Source organism: Saccharopolyspora erythraea, from assembly GCF_018141105.1.
Taxonomy (GTDB): Bacteria; Actinomycetota; Actinomycetes; order Mycobacteriales; family Pseudonocardiaceae; genus Saccharopolyspora_D; species Saccharopolyspora_D erythraea_A.
Genome location: NZ_CP054839.1, coordinates 4,431,922 through 4,448,436, shown reverse-complemented (window position 1 = coordinate 4,448,436; position 16,515 = coordinate 4,431,922). Strand labels below are relative to the sequence as shown.

General features: G+C 72.2%; 13 protein-coding genes. 5 read left to right on the top strand and 8 right to left on the bottom strand.

The window, feature by feature from the left end:
* Positions 1-59 precede the first annotated feature (59 nt).
* Complete coding sequence (locus tag HUO13_RS37560) at positions 60-227, bottom strand: hypothetical protein (protein WP_249123881.1); 168 nt, start codon at positions 225-227, stop codon at positions 60-62.
* 48 nt (positions 228-275) lie between these two features.
* Positions 276-527, bottom strand: a complete 252-nt coding sequence (locus tag HUO13_RS37555; protein ID WP_249123880.1) for a hypothetical protein — start codon at positions 525-527, stop codon at positions 276-278.
* 28 nt (positions 528-555) lie between these two features.
* Here HUO13_RS37555 and HUO13_RS19910 point away from each other — a divergent pair, with 28 nt between their 5' ends.
* Together HUO13_RS19910 and HUO13_RS19905 are read left to right on the top strand one after the other, a co-directional pair.
* Entirely contained in the window at positions 556-744 is a 189-nt protein-coding gene (locus HUO13_RS19910) for a hypothetical protein (RefSeq protein WP_211896638.1), read from the top strand.
* A 78-nt stretch (positions 745-822) separates the two neighbouring features.
* A complete protein-coding gene (locus HUO13_RS19905; protein WP_211896637.1) occupies positions 823-5,193 on the top strand; it encodes a cation-translocating P-type ATPase in 4,371 nt (1,456 codons plus the stop codon).
* A 246-nt stretch (positions 5,194-5,439) separates the two neighbouring features.
* Here HUO13_RS19905 and HUO13_RS19900 read toward each other — a convergent pair whose 3' ends face one another.
* On the bottom strand, positions 5,440-6,381 hold the full coding sequence (locus tag HUO13_RS19900; RefSeq protein WP_211896636.1) for an EamA family transporter: 942 nt from the start codon (positions 6,379-6,381) through the stop codon (positions 5,440-5,442).
* 313 nt (positions 6,382-6,694) lie between these two features.
* Between HUO13_RS19900 and HUO13_RS19895 the strand changes: the two genes are divergently transcribed.
* Positions 6,695-9,508, top strand: a complete 2,814-nt coding sequence (locus tag HUO13_RS19895) for an aconitate hydratase (protein ID WP_249123879.1) — start codon at positions 6,695-6,697, stop codon at positions 9,506-9,508.
* A 113-nt stretch (positions 9,509-9,621) separates the two neighbouring features.
* On the opposite strand, the gene HUO13_RS19890 is transcribed toward HUO13_RS19895, so the two are convergent.
* Together HUO13_RS19890 and HUO13_RS19885 are read right to left on the bottom strand one after the other, a co-directional pair.
* Positions 9,622-10,065 (bottom strand): NUDIX hydrolase, encoded by a 444-nt coding sequence (locus HUO13_RS19890; RefSeq protein WP_211896634.1) that lies wholly within the window; start codon positions 10,063-10,065, stop codon positions 9,622-9,624.
* 73 nt (positions 10,066-10,138) lie between these two features.
* Positions 10,139-11,158: a DNA polymerase IV gene (locus tag HUO13_RS19885; protein WP_211896633.1), complete on the bottom strand. Its 1,020-nt coding sequence runs from the start codon at positions 11,156-11,158 to the stop codon at positions 10,139-10,141.
* Positions 11,159-11,246: 88 nt separating this feature from the next.
* Between HUO13_RS19885 and HUO13_RS19880 the strand changes: the two genes are divergently transcribed.
* A complete protein-coding gene (locus tag HUO13_RS19880; protein WP_211896632.1) occupies positions 11,247-11,711 on the top strand; it encodes an NUDIX domain-containing protein in 465 nt (154 codons plus the stop codon).
* Between the two features lie 103 nt (positions 11,712-11,814).
* On the opposite strand, the gene HUO13_RS19875 is transcribed toward HUO13_RS19880, so the two are convergent.
* Positions 11,815-12,474 (bottom strand): response regulator transcription factor, encoded by a 660-nt coding sequence (locus HUO13_RS19875; RefSeq protein WP_211896631.1) that lies wholly within the window; start codon positions 12,472-12,474, stop codon positions 11,815-11,817.
* 41 nt (positions 12,475-12,515) lie between these two features.
* On the bottom strand, positions 12,516-13,709 hold the full coding sequence (locus tag HUO13_RS19870; protein ID WP_211896630.1) for a sensor histidine kinase: 1,194 nt from the start codon (positions 13,707-13,709) through the stop codon (positions 12,516-12,518).
* A 154-nt stretch (positions 13,710-13,863) separates the two neighbouring features.
* Between HUO13_RS19870 and HUO13_RS19865 the strand changes: the two genes are divergently transcribed.
* Positions 13,864-15,309, top strand: coding sequence for an ArnT family glycosyltransferase (locus HUO13_RS19865; protein ID WP_249123878.1), 1,446 nt, complete (start codon positions 13,864-13,866; stop codon positions 15,307-15,309).
* Here HUO13_RS19865 and HUO13_RS19860 read toward each other — a convergent pair.
* Positions 15,255-16,493: an MFS transporter gene (locus HUO13_RS19860; protein ID WP_211896629.1), complete on the bottom strand. Its 1,239-nt coding sequence runs from the start codon at positions 16,491-16,493 to the stop codon at positions 15,255-15,257. The two genes, HUO13_RS19865 and HUO13_RS19860, sit on opposite strands and share 55 nt — an antisense overlap.
* Positions 16,494-16,515 lie beyond the last annotated feature (22 nt).

Sequence of the window (16,515 nt, the reverse complement as noted above, 5' to 3'; positions counted from 1 at the left end):
AACACGTCTGGAGCCCTCCACGTTCAGGAGAACATTGCTCCGAACGGTTCATCATCCGTTCACCCTCTCGTAGGCTTGGCATTACGAGTACCTGCGAAGGGGGTCCTGATGGCTACCACGACCAGCTCCAGGCAAACCAGGCAGTCCAGCACGCGGCGCGGCGGTTCGACCGCCAGGAAGTCCGGGCAGTCCCGGGGCAGCACCAGCAGTAGCAGTAGCAGCGGCACCAGTCAGTCGACCTCGCGCTCGAGCGCCGCCAGGAAGTCCGCCACGGGTCAGACCAGCACCTCGGGCGGGAGCAGCGCGCGCCGTTCCACCAGCACGCGCGCCAAGTCCACGTCCACGCGATCCCGCACCGGAGGATCCACGCGTTCGACGCGCTCGACCTCCGCGCGGTCCACTTCGGCGCGGTCCAGCGCTGCGCGGACGAGCACCGCCCAGACCAGTTCGGCACAGACGAGCACCGCGCGCGCCGGCGGCGGCAGCAGCACGGCGCACGGCGCGACCGTCAACCTGCCGTTCGTCACCGCGCGCTTCCACACCCCGGACGTGCACATGCCGACCCGGCAGGACGTCAGCTCCGCCGCCAGCACGGTGCGTTCGAAGCTGCCGTCCCCCGGCCAGGCCGCCTTCTACGGCGCGCTCGGCCTCGGCGCCGCGCTGTCGGTGATCGAGTGGCCGGTTGCGCTTGCCGTCGGTGCCGGCACCGCGCTGGTGCAACGCGGCAGGTCCGCGTCGAAGTAGGGGCTCCCGCGGCTCCCTATGACCGCTCTCCGTCGGTGAAACCTGCGATGCACCGCGAACTCGGCAGGAGTGTGATACATGGCGCTTGGCCGCCTGTTCTCAGCAGCTTCACAACTCGCGTGCCCGGTGTTGGACGCCGTCCGCACCGTGGTCGCCTCGCCTTCCCGGCGACGCATGTTCGCCGCGGAGGACCGCACGCACCTGGATGTCAGGGGTCTGCACCGTCCTGGCACCGACGCGCTCGCGGGAAAGCTGGAAGAACTGCTGCAGGGCATGCCCGGCGTCCGTTCCGCCGAAGTCAACGGGGTGCTGGGTCGCATCGCGATCACCTACGACCCCGAAGTGGTCACCCCGCACGAGCTCGCCGACGCCATCACCGACTTCGAACAGCGCCACGACCTCGACGGCCGCCCGGCCCACGGCGTCAAACACCCCGGTGACGCCGGGCTCCTGCTGCGCGAGGTCGGCGCTGCCGGCCTCGGCGTCGCGGGGCTCGGTTACGCCATGGCCACCTCCGCGCTGCCCGTGCGCGCCCTGCCGTCGCTGGTACCGGTCACCTTCTCACTCGTCGGCAGCGTGCCGTGGATGCGTTCGACGGCGGAGAAGGCAGTCGGCCGCACGTTCCTGGACACCTCCCTGACCGCGGCGGGCATCACCGCGCAGGCGCTGGCCCAGCGGCCGCTCAGCCTGTTCACCGACACCTGCGAGCGGGTGTGCACCGCGCGCGAGTACCTGGCCCGCCGCGAGGCGTGGCGGCGCTGGGAGCAGAACGCCGCCGCGGGTGCGCACCGCAGCGCACCGGTCGAGGTCGCACCGCGTCCGGTACCGCTGCCCGACGGCGCGGTGGAACGCGTCGCCAACAGCTCCGGTGCGCTCGCCCTCGGCGGCTTCGGAGCGGTGCTCGCGATCTCCCGGCTCCCCCAGCGCGCGTTGGCCACCCTCACCGCGGGCGTGCCCCGCGCGGGCTCGGCCGGGCGCGAGGCGTTCGCCGCGCAGATCGCGAGCGCCCTGTCGCACCGGGGAAACCTCGTGCTCGACCCCGACGCGCTGCGCCGGCTGGACCGGGTCGACGCGGTGGTCTTCGACGCGGCGGTGCTGCGCACCGGACGCGACGTCGTCGACACCGTGCTCGGCGTCGACCCCGACGCCGACATCACCACGTTCGTCGAACGCGCCAACGAACTCATCGACACCGCCGACCCCCGCGAACGCAAGCAAAGCGGCGCCTGGTCGACGATGCCGCTGGCCGACTGCAGAGCAGCGCTGCCGTCGCACGTCCGCGACGCCGCCCGCGAGGAGAACCGCCGCGGCGGCACCATCGTGGTGCTCCTGCACAACTCCGAACCGGTCGCCATCGCAAGCGTCGCCCCGGAGCTCGACCCGCTGGCCGAGGCGCTCCTCGACGCGGCGCGCGGGGTCGGCACCGTGGCCGTCGCCGGCATCGGCGGCAGGCTCGGGGAGCGGCTCGAAGCCGACCAGATCGTGGCGGGCGGCAACCGACTGGCGCAGTCGGTGCGCGACCTCCAGGCCGACGGGCGCGCCGTCGCGGTGGTCTCCGCTCGGGCGCATTCGGCGCTGCTCGCCTCCGACGTCGGCATCGGGCTGCCCGACGCCGAGGGCAGGGTGCCCTGGGGCGCGCACGTCTCCTGCGTCAACTCGGCCGAAGCGCACACCCTGCTGGCCGCGGTGCCCTACGCCCGCCGCGCGAGCAACTACAGCGCCGCGCTGTCGGTGGCCGGATCCTGCGCGGGAGCCGCGTTCGGTGCACTCGGCCCCGCCGCGACCGCCCCTTCCCGGGCGTCGATGCCCGTGCAGGCGGCCACGCTGTGCGCCCTGGGAACCGGGACGTGGACGGGCATCCAGGTCACGCACCTGCCCCCGCCGTCCGCGCGGGCGCGCACGCCCTGGCACGCCCTGCCCGTGCAGGCGGTGCTCGCGCTGCTGGGCACTTCGCCCCGCGGGCTCGACGAGCCGGAGGCGGCCCGCCGCAAGCAACCGGTGCAGGCCGACCACACCGAGGTGGGGGTCGCGACCGCGACCGTCGAAGGACTGATCAACCCGATGACCGCGGTGCTCGGTGTGGGTGCGGCGGTCTCGGCGGGGCTCGGCTCGTTCCTCGACGCCGGCATGATCATGTTCGTGCTCGGCGCCAGCGCGGTGGTCGACGGCGTGCAGCGGGTCAGCACCAACCGCGAGCTGTCCAAGCTGCTCTCGGCCGGGCAGCTGCCCGCGCGGTTGCGGCGCGACGGCACCACCCAGACCGTGCCCGCCGACCAGCTCGTGCCCGGTGACATCGTCGAGCTGCACGCCGGTGACGGTGTGCCCGCCGACTGCCGGGTGCTGGAGGCCGAGGGCGTCGAGCTCGACGAGTCCAGCCTCACCGGCGAGTCGCAGCTGGTCGCCAAGTCCCCGCAGGCCACCGGCGCGGCGATGATCGCCGACCGCACCTCCATGCTCTACCAGGGCACAGTGGTGGCCAGCGGCCGCGCAACGGCCGTCGTGGTCGCGACCGGCTCCCACACCGAGCTCGGCAGCACCACCGCCCAGGAGGACGGCGGCGCCGCCTCCGGCACCGGTGGCGTCGAGGCGAGGCTGAGCGCGCTGGCCAAACGCACGATCCCGATCTCGACGGGTGCCGGCGTGGCGCTGGCGGTGGCCGACATGGTGCGGGGCAACCCGGCGGGCCAGGCCATCAGCCGCGCCGTGGGGCTGGCCGTGGCCGCAGTACCGGAAGGCCTGCCGTTCGTGGCCACCGTCGCCGAGACCGCGGCGGCCCGGCGGCTGGCCGGCCGCGGCGTCCTCGTGCGCAGCCCGAAGACGATCGAGGCGCTGGGCCGGGTCGACGCGCTCTGCTTCGACAAGACGGGAACCCTCACCCAGGGCCGGATCAGCCTGCGGGAGGTCTCCGACGGCCGCTCCAGCCGCGCCGTCGAGCACCTCGACCCGTGGCTGCGCCAGGTCATCACCACCGCCGTGCACGCCAGCCCGGAGCAGGAGGACGACCGGCCGCTGGCGCACCCCACCGACCAGGCCGTCGTCGACGGCGCGCAGCGTGCCGGGATCGGCATCGCCAACGGTTTCAAGGTGCTGGCCGACCTGCCGTTCGAGCCCTCGCGCGGCTACCACGCGGTGCGCGCCGCCGGCCCCGAAGGCCACCGCGTCAGCGTCAAGGGCGCCCCGGAGGTCGTGCTCGACCGCTGCGTCCGGTGGCGGGGACAGGACGGGGAGCGGCCGTTCGACCGCGACGCGCGGGTGGAGATCGAAGACGAGGTCGAGCGGCTCGCCCAGCTCGGCTACCGGGTGCTGGCGGTCGCCGAACGCTCCGCGAGCACCAGGCCCGAGCTGGACGACGACGACGTCGCGGACCTGGACTTCTACGGCCTGCTCGCGCTGGCCGACCCGGTGCACCCCACCGCCGCCGAAGCGGTCGGCAGGCTCTCCCGCGCCGGCGTCGACGTCATCATGATCACCGGCGACCACCCCAGCACCGCGGAGGCGATCGCGGTCGAGCTGGACATGCTGCGGGGCAGGCGCGTGGTCAACGGCGCCGAACTCGAGGCGATGGACGACGACGACCTGACCTCCAACCTGCCCAAGATCGCGGTGTTCGCCCGGGTCAGCCCGGCGCAGAAGGCCCGCATCGTGCGCAGCCTGCGCCAGGGCGGCCGCGTGGTGGCGATGACCGGGGACGGCGCCAACGACGTCCCGGCGATCAAGCTCGCCCAGGTCGGCATCGCCCTCGGCTCGCGCGCCACGCCCGCCGCCAGGGAGGCCGCCGACCTGGTCATCGCCGACGACCGGATCGAGACGATCACCGACGCGATCGTCGAGGGCCGCGGGATGTGGGCCTCCGTGCACGACGCGCTGTCGATCCTGCTGGGCGGCAACCTGGGCGAGATCGGCTTCACCCTCGGGGCCGGGCTGCTGGGCACCGCCGCCGCGCCCAACACCCGCCAGCTGCTGGTGGTCAACCTGCTCACCGACGTGCTGCCCGCCCTGGCCATCGCCGTCCGCCCGCCGCCGGGCGCCACGCCCGAGCAGCTGCTGTCGGAGGGGCCGGAGGTGTCGCTGGGCGCCGCGCTGAACCGCGACGTCTACGTCCGCGCGGTTGCCACCGCCGGTGCCGCCGCGGGTGCGTGGATCCTCACGCGGCCGCTGGGCACCGCGGGGCAGGCCCGGACCGCGGGGCTGGTGGCCCTGGTGTCGGCCCAGCTCGGCCAGACCATGGCCATGCGCGGCAGGACACCGCTGGTGCTGCTGGCAGGCGCGGCGTCGATGGTCGTGCTCGCCGCGGTCGTGCAGGTGCCGGGTGTGAGCCAGTTCTTCGGCAGCAGCCCGCTGCTGGCCCACCAGTGGCTGGCCGCGCTCACCGCCGCGGCGGTGACGACGGTAGCGGTCTGGATCTGGCAGCTCCAGAACGGTGGCAAGGGGTCCGCAACCGGCCGGTGACACGGGCGTACCGCCTGCCGGAGACGACTGTTAGCAGGCGTTTTACCTGCCCGTCACGTTGCGCCCACCATCGGCTCACCTCGTCCGTTCACCGTCGACGGTGCAAGGTTGGTTCCCGAGCGAAGAGAACGAGCACCATGAGCTTCCTGACGACCGTTCTGACCGGTGTGGCCATCGCGCTGATCGAGACCCTGGTCATCAGCCTGGCCAAGTCCGCGTTCCGCCGCGTCGCCGCCTGAGCGGCCCTCACACGCCGAGCAGCTCCCGCTCGCCCGGCTTGTCCGGTGCGGTGCGCTGGGCGATGAACGCGCCGGCGAGGATCAGCGCGCCACCCACCAACTGCACCGGGCCGAGGTGTTCGGCCAGCAGCGACCACGCGAGCACGGTGGCCACCACCGGCTCCAGGAACGCCACCGCGCCCGCCACCGGCGCCGACAGCCGCCGCACCGCGACGATGCCGGTCAGGTAGGCCAGCACGGTGCCCACCAGCACCACCCACGCGGCGCAGACCAGCGCGGGAACCGCGTACCCGGCGAGCTGGACCTGGCCTGCCAGCCGCGACCACTCGATCTCCCACGGCCGCGCGATGACGGCCACCACCAGCGCGCCGACGAGCAGGCCGTAGGAGGTCAGCGCCCTGGGATCGGCCTCGGCACGGCTGTCGGAGAGCACGAAGTATGCGGCCTGGCAGGCAGCCGCGGCCAGCCCCAGCAGCAGGCCGAGCGGGTCGAAGGTCAGGCCGGACCAGACCTCCACCACGCACGCCAGCCCGGCCAGCGCGACGACCACGCCGACGGCGGCCGACCGGCTCACCGGCCGCCGCTGGACGAACCTGATCCAGCCCAGCACCAGCACCGGCCCGAGGAACTCGATCAGCAGCGCCACGCTGACCGGGATGCGGGCGATCGCGGCGAAGTAGCAGGCCTGCACGCCCGCGACGGCGAAGACGCCGTAGCCGAGCAGCAGCTTCGGCTCGCGGCGGACCACCGCGGCGTGGCGGACCGCGAACGGAAGCATCAGCAGCGCGCCGCCCGCCAGCCGCAGCCAGGCGACCTGCAGCGGCGGGATGCCGGCGTTGATCAGCGGCTTGGCGAACGGACCGGAACCGCCGAAGCAGAAAGCGGAGGCGACCGCGACGGCGAGGGCACCGGAGCGGGGATGCTGGAGGAGGCTGCGCACGGTCGACATGGAAGCATGTTGGCCTGACCAATTCCGAGCCGGTTTCCGGCCTTCACCGGCGCCACCGAGCGCGAGCCAGGTCAGGGCAAAGATCGACACCTTGCACGAAGTGATCCGCTTCCGCGCTTCATCTCCAGGAAATTCGGCATATCTTGCCTGGTGGAGAAGATGTGATCCAACTTTGTGCCCCCTGCCTTGAGGGCAAATACAGGACAAGCGTACTGTTAGTGACGAGACACCGGGTCCACGCGCATGCTCGGCCGACGTGCGCGAGACTCGCTGTCGTTCCCGAACTTGCGCCCGTCGCGAGATGGAGTTGAACGTGACTGCACCTGCGAGCAAGGACAGCTTCGGCGCCCGCGGCACGCTGAAGGTCGGTGACGCCTCCTACGAGGTGTTCCGGCTCAACGCGGTCGACGGGGCGCAGCGCCTGCCCTACAGCCTCAAGATCCTGCTGGAGAACCTGTTGCGCACCGAGGACGGTGCCAACATCACCGCCGAGCACGTGCGCGCCCTGGCCGGCTGGGAAGCCAAGGCCGAGCCCTCGACCGAGATCCAGTTCACGCCCGCGCGGGTCATCATGCAGGACTTCACCGGAGTCCCCTGCGTGGTCGACCTGGCCACCATGCGCGAGGCCGTGGCCGATCTCGGCGGTGACACCTCCAAGGTCAACCCGCTGGCCCCCGCCGAGCTGGTCATCGACCACTCGGTGATCATCGACGTGTTCGGCAAGCCCGACGCCTTCGAGCGCAACGTCGAGTTCGAGTACGGCCGCAACAAGGAGCGCTACCAGTTCCTGCGCTGGGGCCAGGGCGCCTTCGACGAGTTCAAGGTCGTCCCGCCCGGCACCGGCATCGTGCACCAGGTCAACATCGAGCACCTGGCCCGCACCGTGATGTCCCGCAACGGCCAGGCCTACCCCGACAGCTGCGTGGGCACCGACTCGCACACCACCATGGTCAACGGCCTGGGCGTGCTGGGCTGGGGCGTCGGCGGCATCGAGGCCGAGGCCGCGATGCTGGGCCAGCCGGTGTCGATGCTGATCCCGCGGGTGGTCGGCTTCAAGCTCACCGGGGAGATCCCGGCGGGCGCCACCGCCACCGACGTCGTGCTCACCATCACCGAGATGCTGCGCAAGCACGGCGTGGTCGGCAAGTTCGTCGAGTTCTACGGCTCGGGAGTGGCCTCGGTGCCGCTGGCCAACCGCGCCACGATCGGCAACATGAGCCCGGAGTTCGGCTCGACCTGCGCGATCTTCCCGATCGACGACGAGACGATCCGCTACCTCAAGCTGACCGGCCGCGACCAGGCCCAGGTCGACCTCGTCGAGGCCTACGCCAAGGAGCAGGGCCTCTGGCACGACCCGAGCGTCGAGCCGGACTACTCCGAGTACCTGGAACTGGACCTGTCCACCGTGGTCCCGTCCATCGCCGGCCCGAAGCGCCCGCAGGACCGCATCGCGGTCTCGGCGGCCAAGCCGTCGTTCCGCAAGTCGCTGACCGACTACGTCACCGACACCGGCACCGCTGACGACGCGGCGCTCGACGAGGCCGGCCGCGAGTCGTTCCCGGCCAGCGACGCCCCGTCGGTCACCCACCACGGCGAGGGCGACAAGCCGCTCGTGCACTCGGCGGCCAACGGCTCCAACGGCCGCCCGTCGAACCCGATCCTGGTGAAGTCCGAGGAGTACGGCGAGTTCGAGCTCGACCACGGCGCCGTGGTGATCGCCTCGATCACCTCCTGCACCAACACCTCCAACCCGTCGGTGATGCTGGGTGCGGCGCTGCTGGCCCGCAACGCCGTCGACAAGGGCCTGACCCGCAAGCCCTGGGTGAAGACCTCGATGGCCCCGGGTTCGCAGGTCGTCACCGACTACTACGAGAAGGCCGGTCTCTGGCCGTACCTGGAGAAGCTGGGCTTCCACCTGGTCGGCTACGGCTGCACCACCTGCATCGGCAACTCCGGTCCGCTGCCGGAGGAGATCTCGGCCGCGGTGCAGGAGAACGACCTGTCGGTGACCTCGGTGCTGTCGGGCAACCGGAACTTCGAGGGCCGGATCAACCCCGACGTCAAGATGAACTACCTGGCCTCGCCGCCGCTGGTCATCGCCTACGCCCTCGCGGGCACGATGGACTTCGACTTCGAAAACGACCCGCTGGGCGACGACACCGAGGGCAACCCGGTGTTCCTGCGCGACCTCTGGCCGTCGCCGCAGGAGGTCCAGCAGACCATCGACTCGGCGATCACGCAGGAGATGTTCACCAAGGACTACTCCGACGTGTTCAAGGGCGACGAGCGCTGGCGTTCGCTGCCCACCCCCGAGGGCGAGACCTTCGACTGGGACGCGGACTCCACCTACGTGCGCAAGCCCCCGTACTTCGAGGGCATGGGCATGGAGCCGGCGCCGGTCGAGGAGATCGCCGGCGCGCGGGTGCTGGCGCTGCTGGGCGACTCGGTCACCACCGACCACATCTCCCCTGCCGGTGCGATCAAGCCGGACTCGCCCGCGGGCAAGTACCTCAGCGAGCACGGCATCGAGCGCAAGGACTTCAACTCCTACGGTTCCCGCCGCGGCAACCACGAGGTGATGATCCGGGGCACCTTCGCCAACATCCGGCTGCGCAACCTCCTGCTGGACGACGTGCAGGGCGGCTACACCCGCGACTTCACCCAGGAGGGCGGCCCGCAGTCGTTCATCTACGACGCCGCGCAGAACTACGCCGCGCAGGGCACCCCGCTGGTGGTGCTGGGCGGCAAGGAGTACGGCTCCGGCTCCTCCCGCGACTGGGCGGCCAAGGGCACCCGGCTGCTGGGCGTGCGCGCCGTCATCGCCGAGTCCTTCGAGCGCATCCACCGCTCGAACCTCATCGGCATGGGCGTCATCCCGCTGCAGTTCCCCGAGGGCTCCTCGGCGAAGTCGCTGGGGCTGGACGGCACCGAGACCTACGACTTCTCCGGTATCACCGAGCTCAACGACGGTGAGACCCCGGAGACGGTGAAGGTCACCGCCCGCAAGGCCGACGGTTCCACTGTGGAGTTCGACGCCAAGGTGCGCATCGACACCCCCGGTGAGGCCGACTACTACCGCAACGGCGGCATCCTGCAGTACGTGCTGCGCAAGATGATCCGCTCCTGATCTCCCGCCGATCCGGCGGGGAACCGCGGACGGGGCCCGCGCGCCACAAGCGCGCGGGCCCCGTTCTTCTTTCGCGGACCGGGCAGCGCGAGCAGACGCCGGCGGATCCGGCCTCAGCCGAAGTGGGCGCTGATCAGCTTCTTCAGGTTGTCGCTGACCGGGTGATCCTGGTCGGCGCGCACCCAGGTGTAGGCGTCGTGCTCGGTGAGGCGCACGTCGTCGGTGCCGTCGACGGTGACCGACCAGGTGTGCTGGCGGTTGTGCCTGCCGGTTCGGGAGGTGTAGTCGAAGGCGCCGAGGTAGCCGGTGATCTTCGAGATCGTCAGCGCGGTCTCCTCGGCCACCTCCCGGTGCAGCGCGGTGATCAGGTCCTCGCCCGGCTCGACCTTGCCCGACGGGAACTCCCAGGCCCCGCCCCGGAAGTCGGCGGGCAGGCGCCGCAGCAGCAGGATCTCACCTCCGTGGTCGACGATCGCCCCGACGATCTGCTGCTGCACACCGTCCTCTGTGTCCTGCCGGGCCAGCTCGTGGACGTCGGGCAGATCGGGCAGATTCATGCGAACACCCCTCCTCGGTCGGCTCACCGCCGAATGTATCGGGCGCATCGCAGGCCCCAACCGGTGCGGGCGGTCACCGGATCTCGGCGCGGACGCCGAGCAGCCGGATCGGGCGGTCCAGGTCGAACGCCGACAGCGCGAGCAGCGCCGCGGCTTCGATCGCCTCGGGTTCCCGCGTCGGGAATTCCAGGCCCCGGCCATGGGTGTGCGTGCTGAACGGAGCGTGGCGCACCTTGACCACCACGCGGCGCGCGAGCTCCTCACCGGCGGCGAGGTCGGCCGCGACGCGGTGGGCGAGCCTGGTGATGTTCGCTCGCACCTCGCCGGGGTCCACGAGGTTTCGTTCGAAGGTCTCTTCCCTGCCGTGCGAACGGGCCAGGTACGGCTCGTCGGTCACCGGCGTGGGGTCGTAGCCGCGGGCGAGCGCGACCAGCCAGGGACCGGTGTTGGGGCCGAACCGCGCGGCCAGCGCCGCGGGGTCGGCGCCGGCCAGTTCGCGCACGGTCGAGATGCCGAACTCGGACAGGTACGCCGCGGTCTTCTTGCCGATGCCCCACAGCGCCTCCGGCGGACGTTCGCCCACGACCTCCCACCAGTTGTGGGTGTCGAGCCGGAAAACACCGGCCGGCTTGGCGAAGCCGGAGGCCAGCTTGGCGCGCAGCTTGTTGTCCCCGATGCCGACCGAGCACGCCAGGCCCGTCCGCTCCCGCACCGCGGCCTGCACCAGCAGCGCGCTCTGCCGCGCGTCGTCGGTGTCCAGCAGCATGAACGCCTCGTCCCAGCCCGCCTCCTCGACGATCCCGCCGCCGGTGCGGAGCACGTCGACGAACTCGGCCGACACCGCGAGGTAGGCGTCGCGGTCGAGCGGCAGGAAGACCGCGTCCGGGCACCGCGCGGCCGCCGTGCGCAACGGCGTGCCGGAGCGGACGCCGTGCTCGCGCGCCTCGTAGGACGCGCCCGCCACCACCCCGCGCCGCGTGGGATCGCCGACGCCACCGACCAGGACCGGACGCCCGCGCAGCTCGGGGCGCCGAAGCAGCTCGACCGCCACGATGAACTGGTCGAGGTCCACGTGCAGCACGATCCGCTCCACCCGCCCAGGGTCCCCGATCCCGCTCCGCGCGGCACTCCGGCGATCGCGCGACCTATCCTCAGGCCGTCGGCGAGACCGGGAGGCGCCAGTGGGCAAGCGCAGTGCGGGGGTAGTGCTGTACCGGGTCCGGGACGACGAGCTCGAAGTCCTGCTCGTGCATCCGGGCGGGCCTTTCTGGAAGAACAAGGACGAGGGCGCCTGGTCGATCCCCAAGGGCGAGTACGAGGAGGGCGACGACCCGCGAGCCGCCGCAATCCGCGAGCTGTGTGAGGAGACCGGACTGGTGCTGTCCGACGAGGAGCTCATCGAGCTCGGCACCGTCAGGCAGAAGTCCGGCAAGGTCGTGGTCGCGTGGGCTGCCGAGGGCGACTTCGACGTCTCGCGGCTGACCAGCAACGAGTTCGAGATGCAGTGGCCGCCCCGCTCCGGCAGGACCCAGCGCTTCCCCGAGGTCGACCGCGCGGAGTGGTTCGCCCCCGAGACCGCGCGCCGCAAGCTGGTCCCGGCACAGGCCGAGTTCCTCGACCGCCTCAGCAGTCGCGCGACGCGCTGACGGCACCGAGCTTGTCCGGTGCTGGTCGCGCAGCGCGTGCAAGCCAGCCTGCCGCTGCCTACCGCCGCACGTTCCAGGCGCGGTGAGCCCCTGACCGCGTCGGTCAGACCAGGCCGGCGTCGTGCACGAGCAGGGCGACCTGCACGCGGTTGTTCAGGTCGAGCTTGGCCAGCACCCGGGTGATGTGCGCCTTGACCGTGCCCACGCTCATGTACAGCTCGCCTGCGATCTCGGCGTTGGAGCGGCCCATCCCGATCGCGACCGCGACGTCGCGCTCCCGGTCGCTGAGCTGGTCGAGCCGTTCGCGGGCGCGTCGCCGCTGGTCGCGCACCGGCCCGCCGCTGACCTGGTCCATCAACCTGCGGGTCACCGCCGGGGACAGAGCCGGGTCGCCGCGCGCGACGCTACGGACCGCCTGCACGATCTCGGCGGGTGCGGTGTCCTTGAGCACGAAGCCGCTCGCTCCCGCGCGCAGGGCGCGCAGCACGTGCTCGTCGGCGTCGAAGGTGGTGAGCACGATGACCTCCGGGGCATCGGCCCTGGCGCGCAACGCCTCGGTCGCGGCCAGACCGTCCACTTTGGGCATCCGGATGTCCATCAGCACCACGTGCGGGCGGTGCCGGTCGACCGCGGCGCCGACCTCGCTGCCATCGGCGGCCTCGGCGACGATCGTGATGTCGTCCAGGCCACCCAGCATCATCGACAGGCCGGCGCGCACCAGCGCGTCGTCATCCACGACCAGCACCCTGATCGCCTCGGTCATCGCACTCCCCATCGGCCTCCGGCCGGTGCGGCCGGGTCCGGTCACGCCGGCGGATCGCCTTCGCCTTCCGCTTCCGGTGAACCGTCGAACGGCAGCCATGCCGACAGCCGGAACTCGCCGTCGGCGGTCACACCGTGCTCCAGACTGCCACCCGCCAGGTTCGCGCGTTCGGAGAGGCCGACCAGACCGGTGCCGGAGCCCGGTATCCCGCTCACCCGGCGCGCCACCGGATTGCGCACCTCGATCCGGATCCCCGGACCCGGCTCACCGCTGACCCGCAGCCGCACCGGTCGCCGCGGTGCGTGCTTGCGGGCGTTGGTGAGCGCCTCCTGGACGATCCGATAGGCGTTGCGGCCCACGGTGTCGGGCACCTCGCCGAGGTCGGCGAAGCGGAAGTCCTCGTCCACGCGGGCACCCGCTTCGCGGGCGCTGTCCACCAGCTCGCCGAGGTCGGCGAGTCCGGGTTGCGGGCGGTCGGGATTCTCGTCGAGATCTCCCTCCCGCAACACGGCCAGGACGTCGCGCAGGTCCCGCAACGCCTGGTGGGAGCTCCTGCGGATGACCCCCGCCGCCCGCGAGATGTCCTCGGCGGGCGCGTCCGGCCGGAACTCCAGGGCACCGGCGTGCATGCTCAGCAGGGAGATCCGGTGCGCGAGCGTGTCGTGCATCTCGCGGGCGATCCTGGTCCGCTCGCCGCGGCGGGCCTGCTCGATCCGCAGCCGCTGCTCGGACTCGGCGCGGCGGGCCCGCTCGGCCAGCGACTCCACCAGCTGGCGCCGGGCGCGCACCCACATCCCCCACGAGATCACCACGGCCGTCCCGAAGAGGGTGAACACCGGAGGCACCCACCACGGGTACCGTTCGTCGGGTTCGAACAGCATCCGGAGCAGCGGGGTGAGCAGGTTCACCACGGCGACCGCCGCGACGGTGCCTCCTCCCCGGTGCACGGCGACCGTGAAAAGCGCTGCGGCGCAGGCGGGATCGGCCGCGGGCGAGAACACCGAGATCGTGCTCAGCGCGACCGCGATGTGCACCGGCCAGCGCGTGCGCCACCACAGCGCCACGCATGCCGGCACGCCCAGCCCCAGGTCCAGGACGTGCGACCGCGTCATCGGCGCATCACCGCCGAACCAGCCGGAGCTCAGCACCGGCCCGGCGCCCAGGACCAGCACGAACAACACGGTGTCGACCACCCAGTCCCTGGTGGATCGTCCCGGCCGGCAAGCCCTGCGCATGCCCCGACACCAGGGCCGCCCGGCCGGCCGGGGCATCCGACCTCCGGCCGGCAGCGATCGACTTCGGTCCAGTCCTCCTCGCCGGTGGACCGATGTGCCGTCGCCGCCGGACCGGCCAGGCTCGGCCACCGGAGCCGAGGACGAGGAGATGGTGATGCGGTCGGTGGTGGAAACGTCCGGGATGCGGCGAGCGGAGCTGCCCGCGCCGGAACGTGTTCCGGTGCTCGCGATGGCGGGCGTGGTCGGGGTGGTGCTGCTGGCGACGAGCGCCGTCGGCGGCTACTGGTTCGACGAGCTGTACTTCGTGGCGGCCGGACGGCATGCGGCCTGGGGCTACGCCGACCAGCCGTGGCTGGTCCCGGTGCTGGCGGCGGGGTTGGACGCCCTGGTGCCGGACTCGCCGGTGCTGCTGCGCCTGCCGGCGACCCTCACCGCCGCGCTCGGCGTGGTGGTGACCGCGCAGATCGCCCGCGAGCTCGGCGGCGGCCGCCGGGCCCAGGTGCTCGCCGCGGGCGCGTACGCGGTCTCGCCGTGGCTGGTGTCCTCGGCTCACTGGCTGGCCACCTACACGCTGGACCCGTTCTGGTGGCTGGTCATCGGCTGGCTCGTCATCCGGTGGACCAGGTTGCGGGAGCAGGGCGCCGATGACGACCGCCCCCTGCTGTGGGCGGGGATCGTCACGGCGTTGGCGCTGCAGACCAAGTTCCTGGTGCCGCTGCTGTGGATCGGGCTCGGCGTGGCCGTTCTCGCGTGCGGACCGCGCGACCTGCTCCGGCGTCCGCTGCTGTGGGTCGGAGCCGGAATCGCCGTGCTGGTGACGGTTCCGACCCTGGTCTGGCAGGCGCTCAACGGGTGGCCGTACCTGGAGTTCACACAGGTCGTCGGCGCCGAGGCGAACCGGCTGGACCTCATCACCGCCATGCCGGTGCACGCGGGACTGGTCGGATCGTTCTTCCTCGGCTACGCGCTCTGGCGGCTGTCGCGTTCGGACACGCTGCGGCCGTACCGGTTCCTCGCCGTGGCGTTCGCCGCGGTCCTGGTGCTGTGCCTGGTCGTGGACGGGCGCTCCTACTACACCGCGGGGATGTTCGGCCCGCTGTTCGCGGTGGCCGCGGTGGAGCTCGCCCGCCGCGACCTCGCCAGGTGGTGGCGGTGGGTCGCGTGGCCCTGCTACGCGCTTTCCGCGGCAGCCACCGCCGGGATGCTCGCCCTGATCGTCGCCAGCAGCGGTGCGGTCACCACGCGCCCGGCGGTGGAACCGGTCGCGGCCGCCTACCACGCGCTGCCACCGCAGACGCGCGACCGCACGGCCATCGTCACCGAGATCTACCCGACCGCCGCGACTCTCGACCACTACGCCGAGGAGCTCGGCCTGCCCGGCTCCTACAGCCCGCACCGCGGGTACTGGTACTTCGGGGCTCCACCGGAGAGCGCCGAGAACGTCCTCTACGCATCGGCAGGCGACGCCGACCGGCTCCGCCCCTACTTCGCCCGGTCTCGTCCGGTGGACCCGGCCGTGCAGCTGTGGCTGTTCGAGGACCGCACTCAGCCCTGGTCGGTGGTGTGGCCGCAGGTCCGCTTCGGTCTGTCGACCAACTGAGCACCGGGCCGCGGGCGACGGACGTCCGCGGTCCGCCACCAGATCCACCAGACCACGGCCAGGCACAGCCCGTTGACGCCGAAGAGGGCGACCGGCGCGGAGACGGGCGTCCACAGCTCGATGAGCTTTCCCAGCAGCGGCGGGAAGAGCACCCCGCCGACCATCGAGGCCGCCACGACGTGGGCGCCTGCTCCCGCGGCTCCCGGCGTGCTGCGGTAGAGCCACGGGAGGCCGGTCGGGAACACCGGCCCGATGAACAGGCCCACCCCCGCGTAGGCCCACGGGCTCAACGCGGGTACGACCGCCAGTCCCAGGCACAGCGCCATCCCCGCGCAGCAACCCGCGACGATCGTCGCCTCGGACAGGCGCAGGGTCAGCGGCACGACCAGGAACCGGCTCACCGTCATCATCAGCCAGAACACCGCCGTCGCCAGCGCGGCCGACTCCGCGGTGTAGCCCGCGAACTCCAGGTGCGTCGGTTCCCAGCCGCCCACACCGGCTTCGACGCCCACGTTGAGCACGTAGAGCACGACGAAGGCGACCACCATCACCAGGCTGCGGCGCAGCGCGCCGGAACGCGGCGTCCCCGCCTCGACGTGGGACTCCGGCTGCCAGCGGTCGCCGACTCCCCCCAGCGCGAAGACCAGCACCGCCGCAAGGACGGCGAAGCCGGCGAACACCGGCGCGTAGTTCTCGGCTCCGGCGACGGACAGCAGCGCGGGTCCCAGCACCGAGCCCACGCCGAAGAAACCGTTGAGGACGTTGAGCATCGCCGTGCCGCGTCGCTGGAAACCCAGCGCGAACAGGTGGTTGAGGCCGTAGTCGACACCGCCGTAGCCGAGCCCGGCCACCAGCGCGCCGACCAGCGCCAGCGGCCAGGACGGCGACAGCACGAAGCCGACGATCCCCACCGCCATCGCCGCGTACGAGGCTCCGAGCAGGAGCCGGTTGCCGTGCCTGCCGAACGCGCGGTGGAACAGCAGCACTCCGGCCAGGCCGCCGACGAAGTGCGCGCTGAGCGCCAGGCCCGCCGCGGCGGGGCCGAGGCCGTAGTCGTGGCGCAGCGCCGGGATAGCGGGGCCGTATAGCGCCTGCAACGCGCCGATCAGGGCGAACCCCGCGCACGCCGCGACCACGTCGGCGGGTGTGAACAACCGCCGGTCGGCGGCGACTTCGGTCGGCATGGGTCGGCAGTCGCTCCGTGAA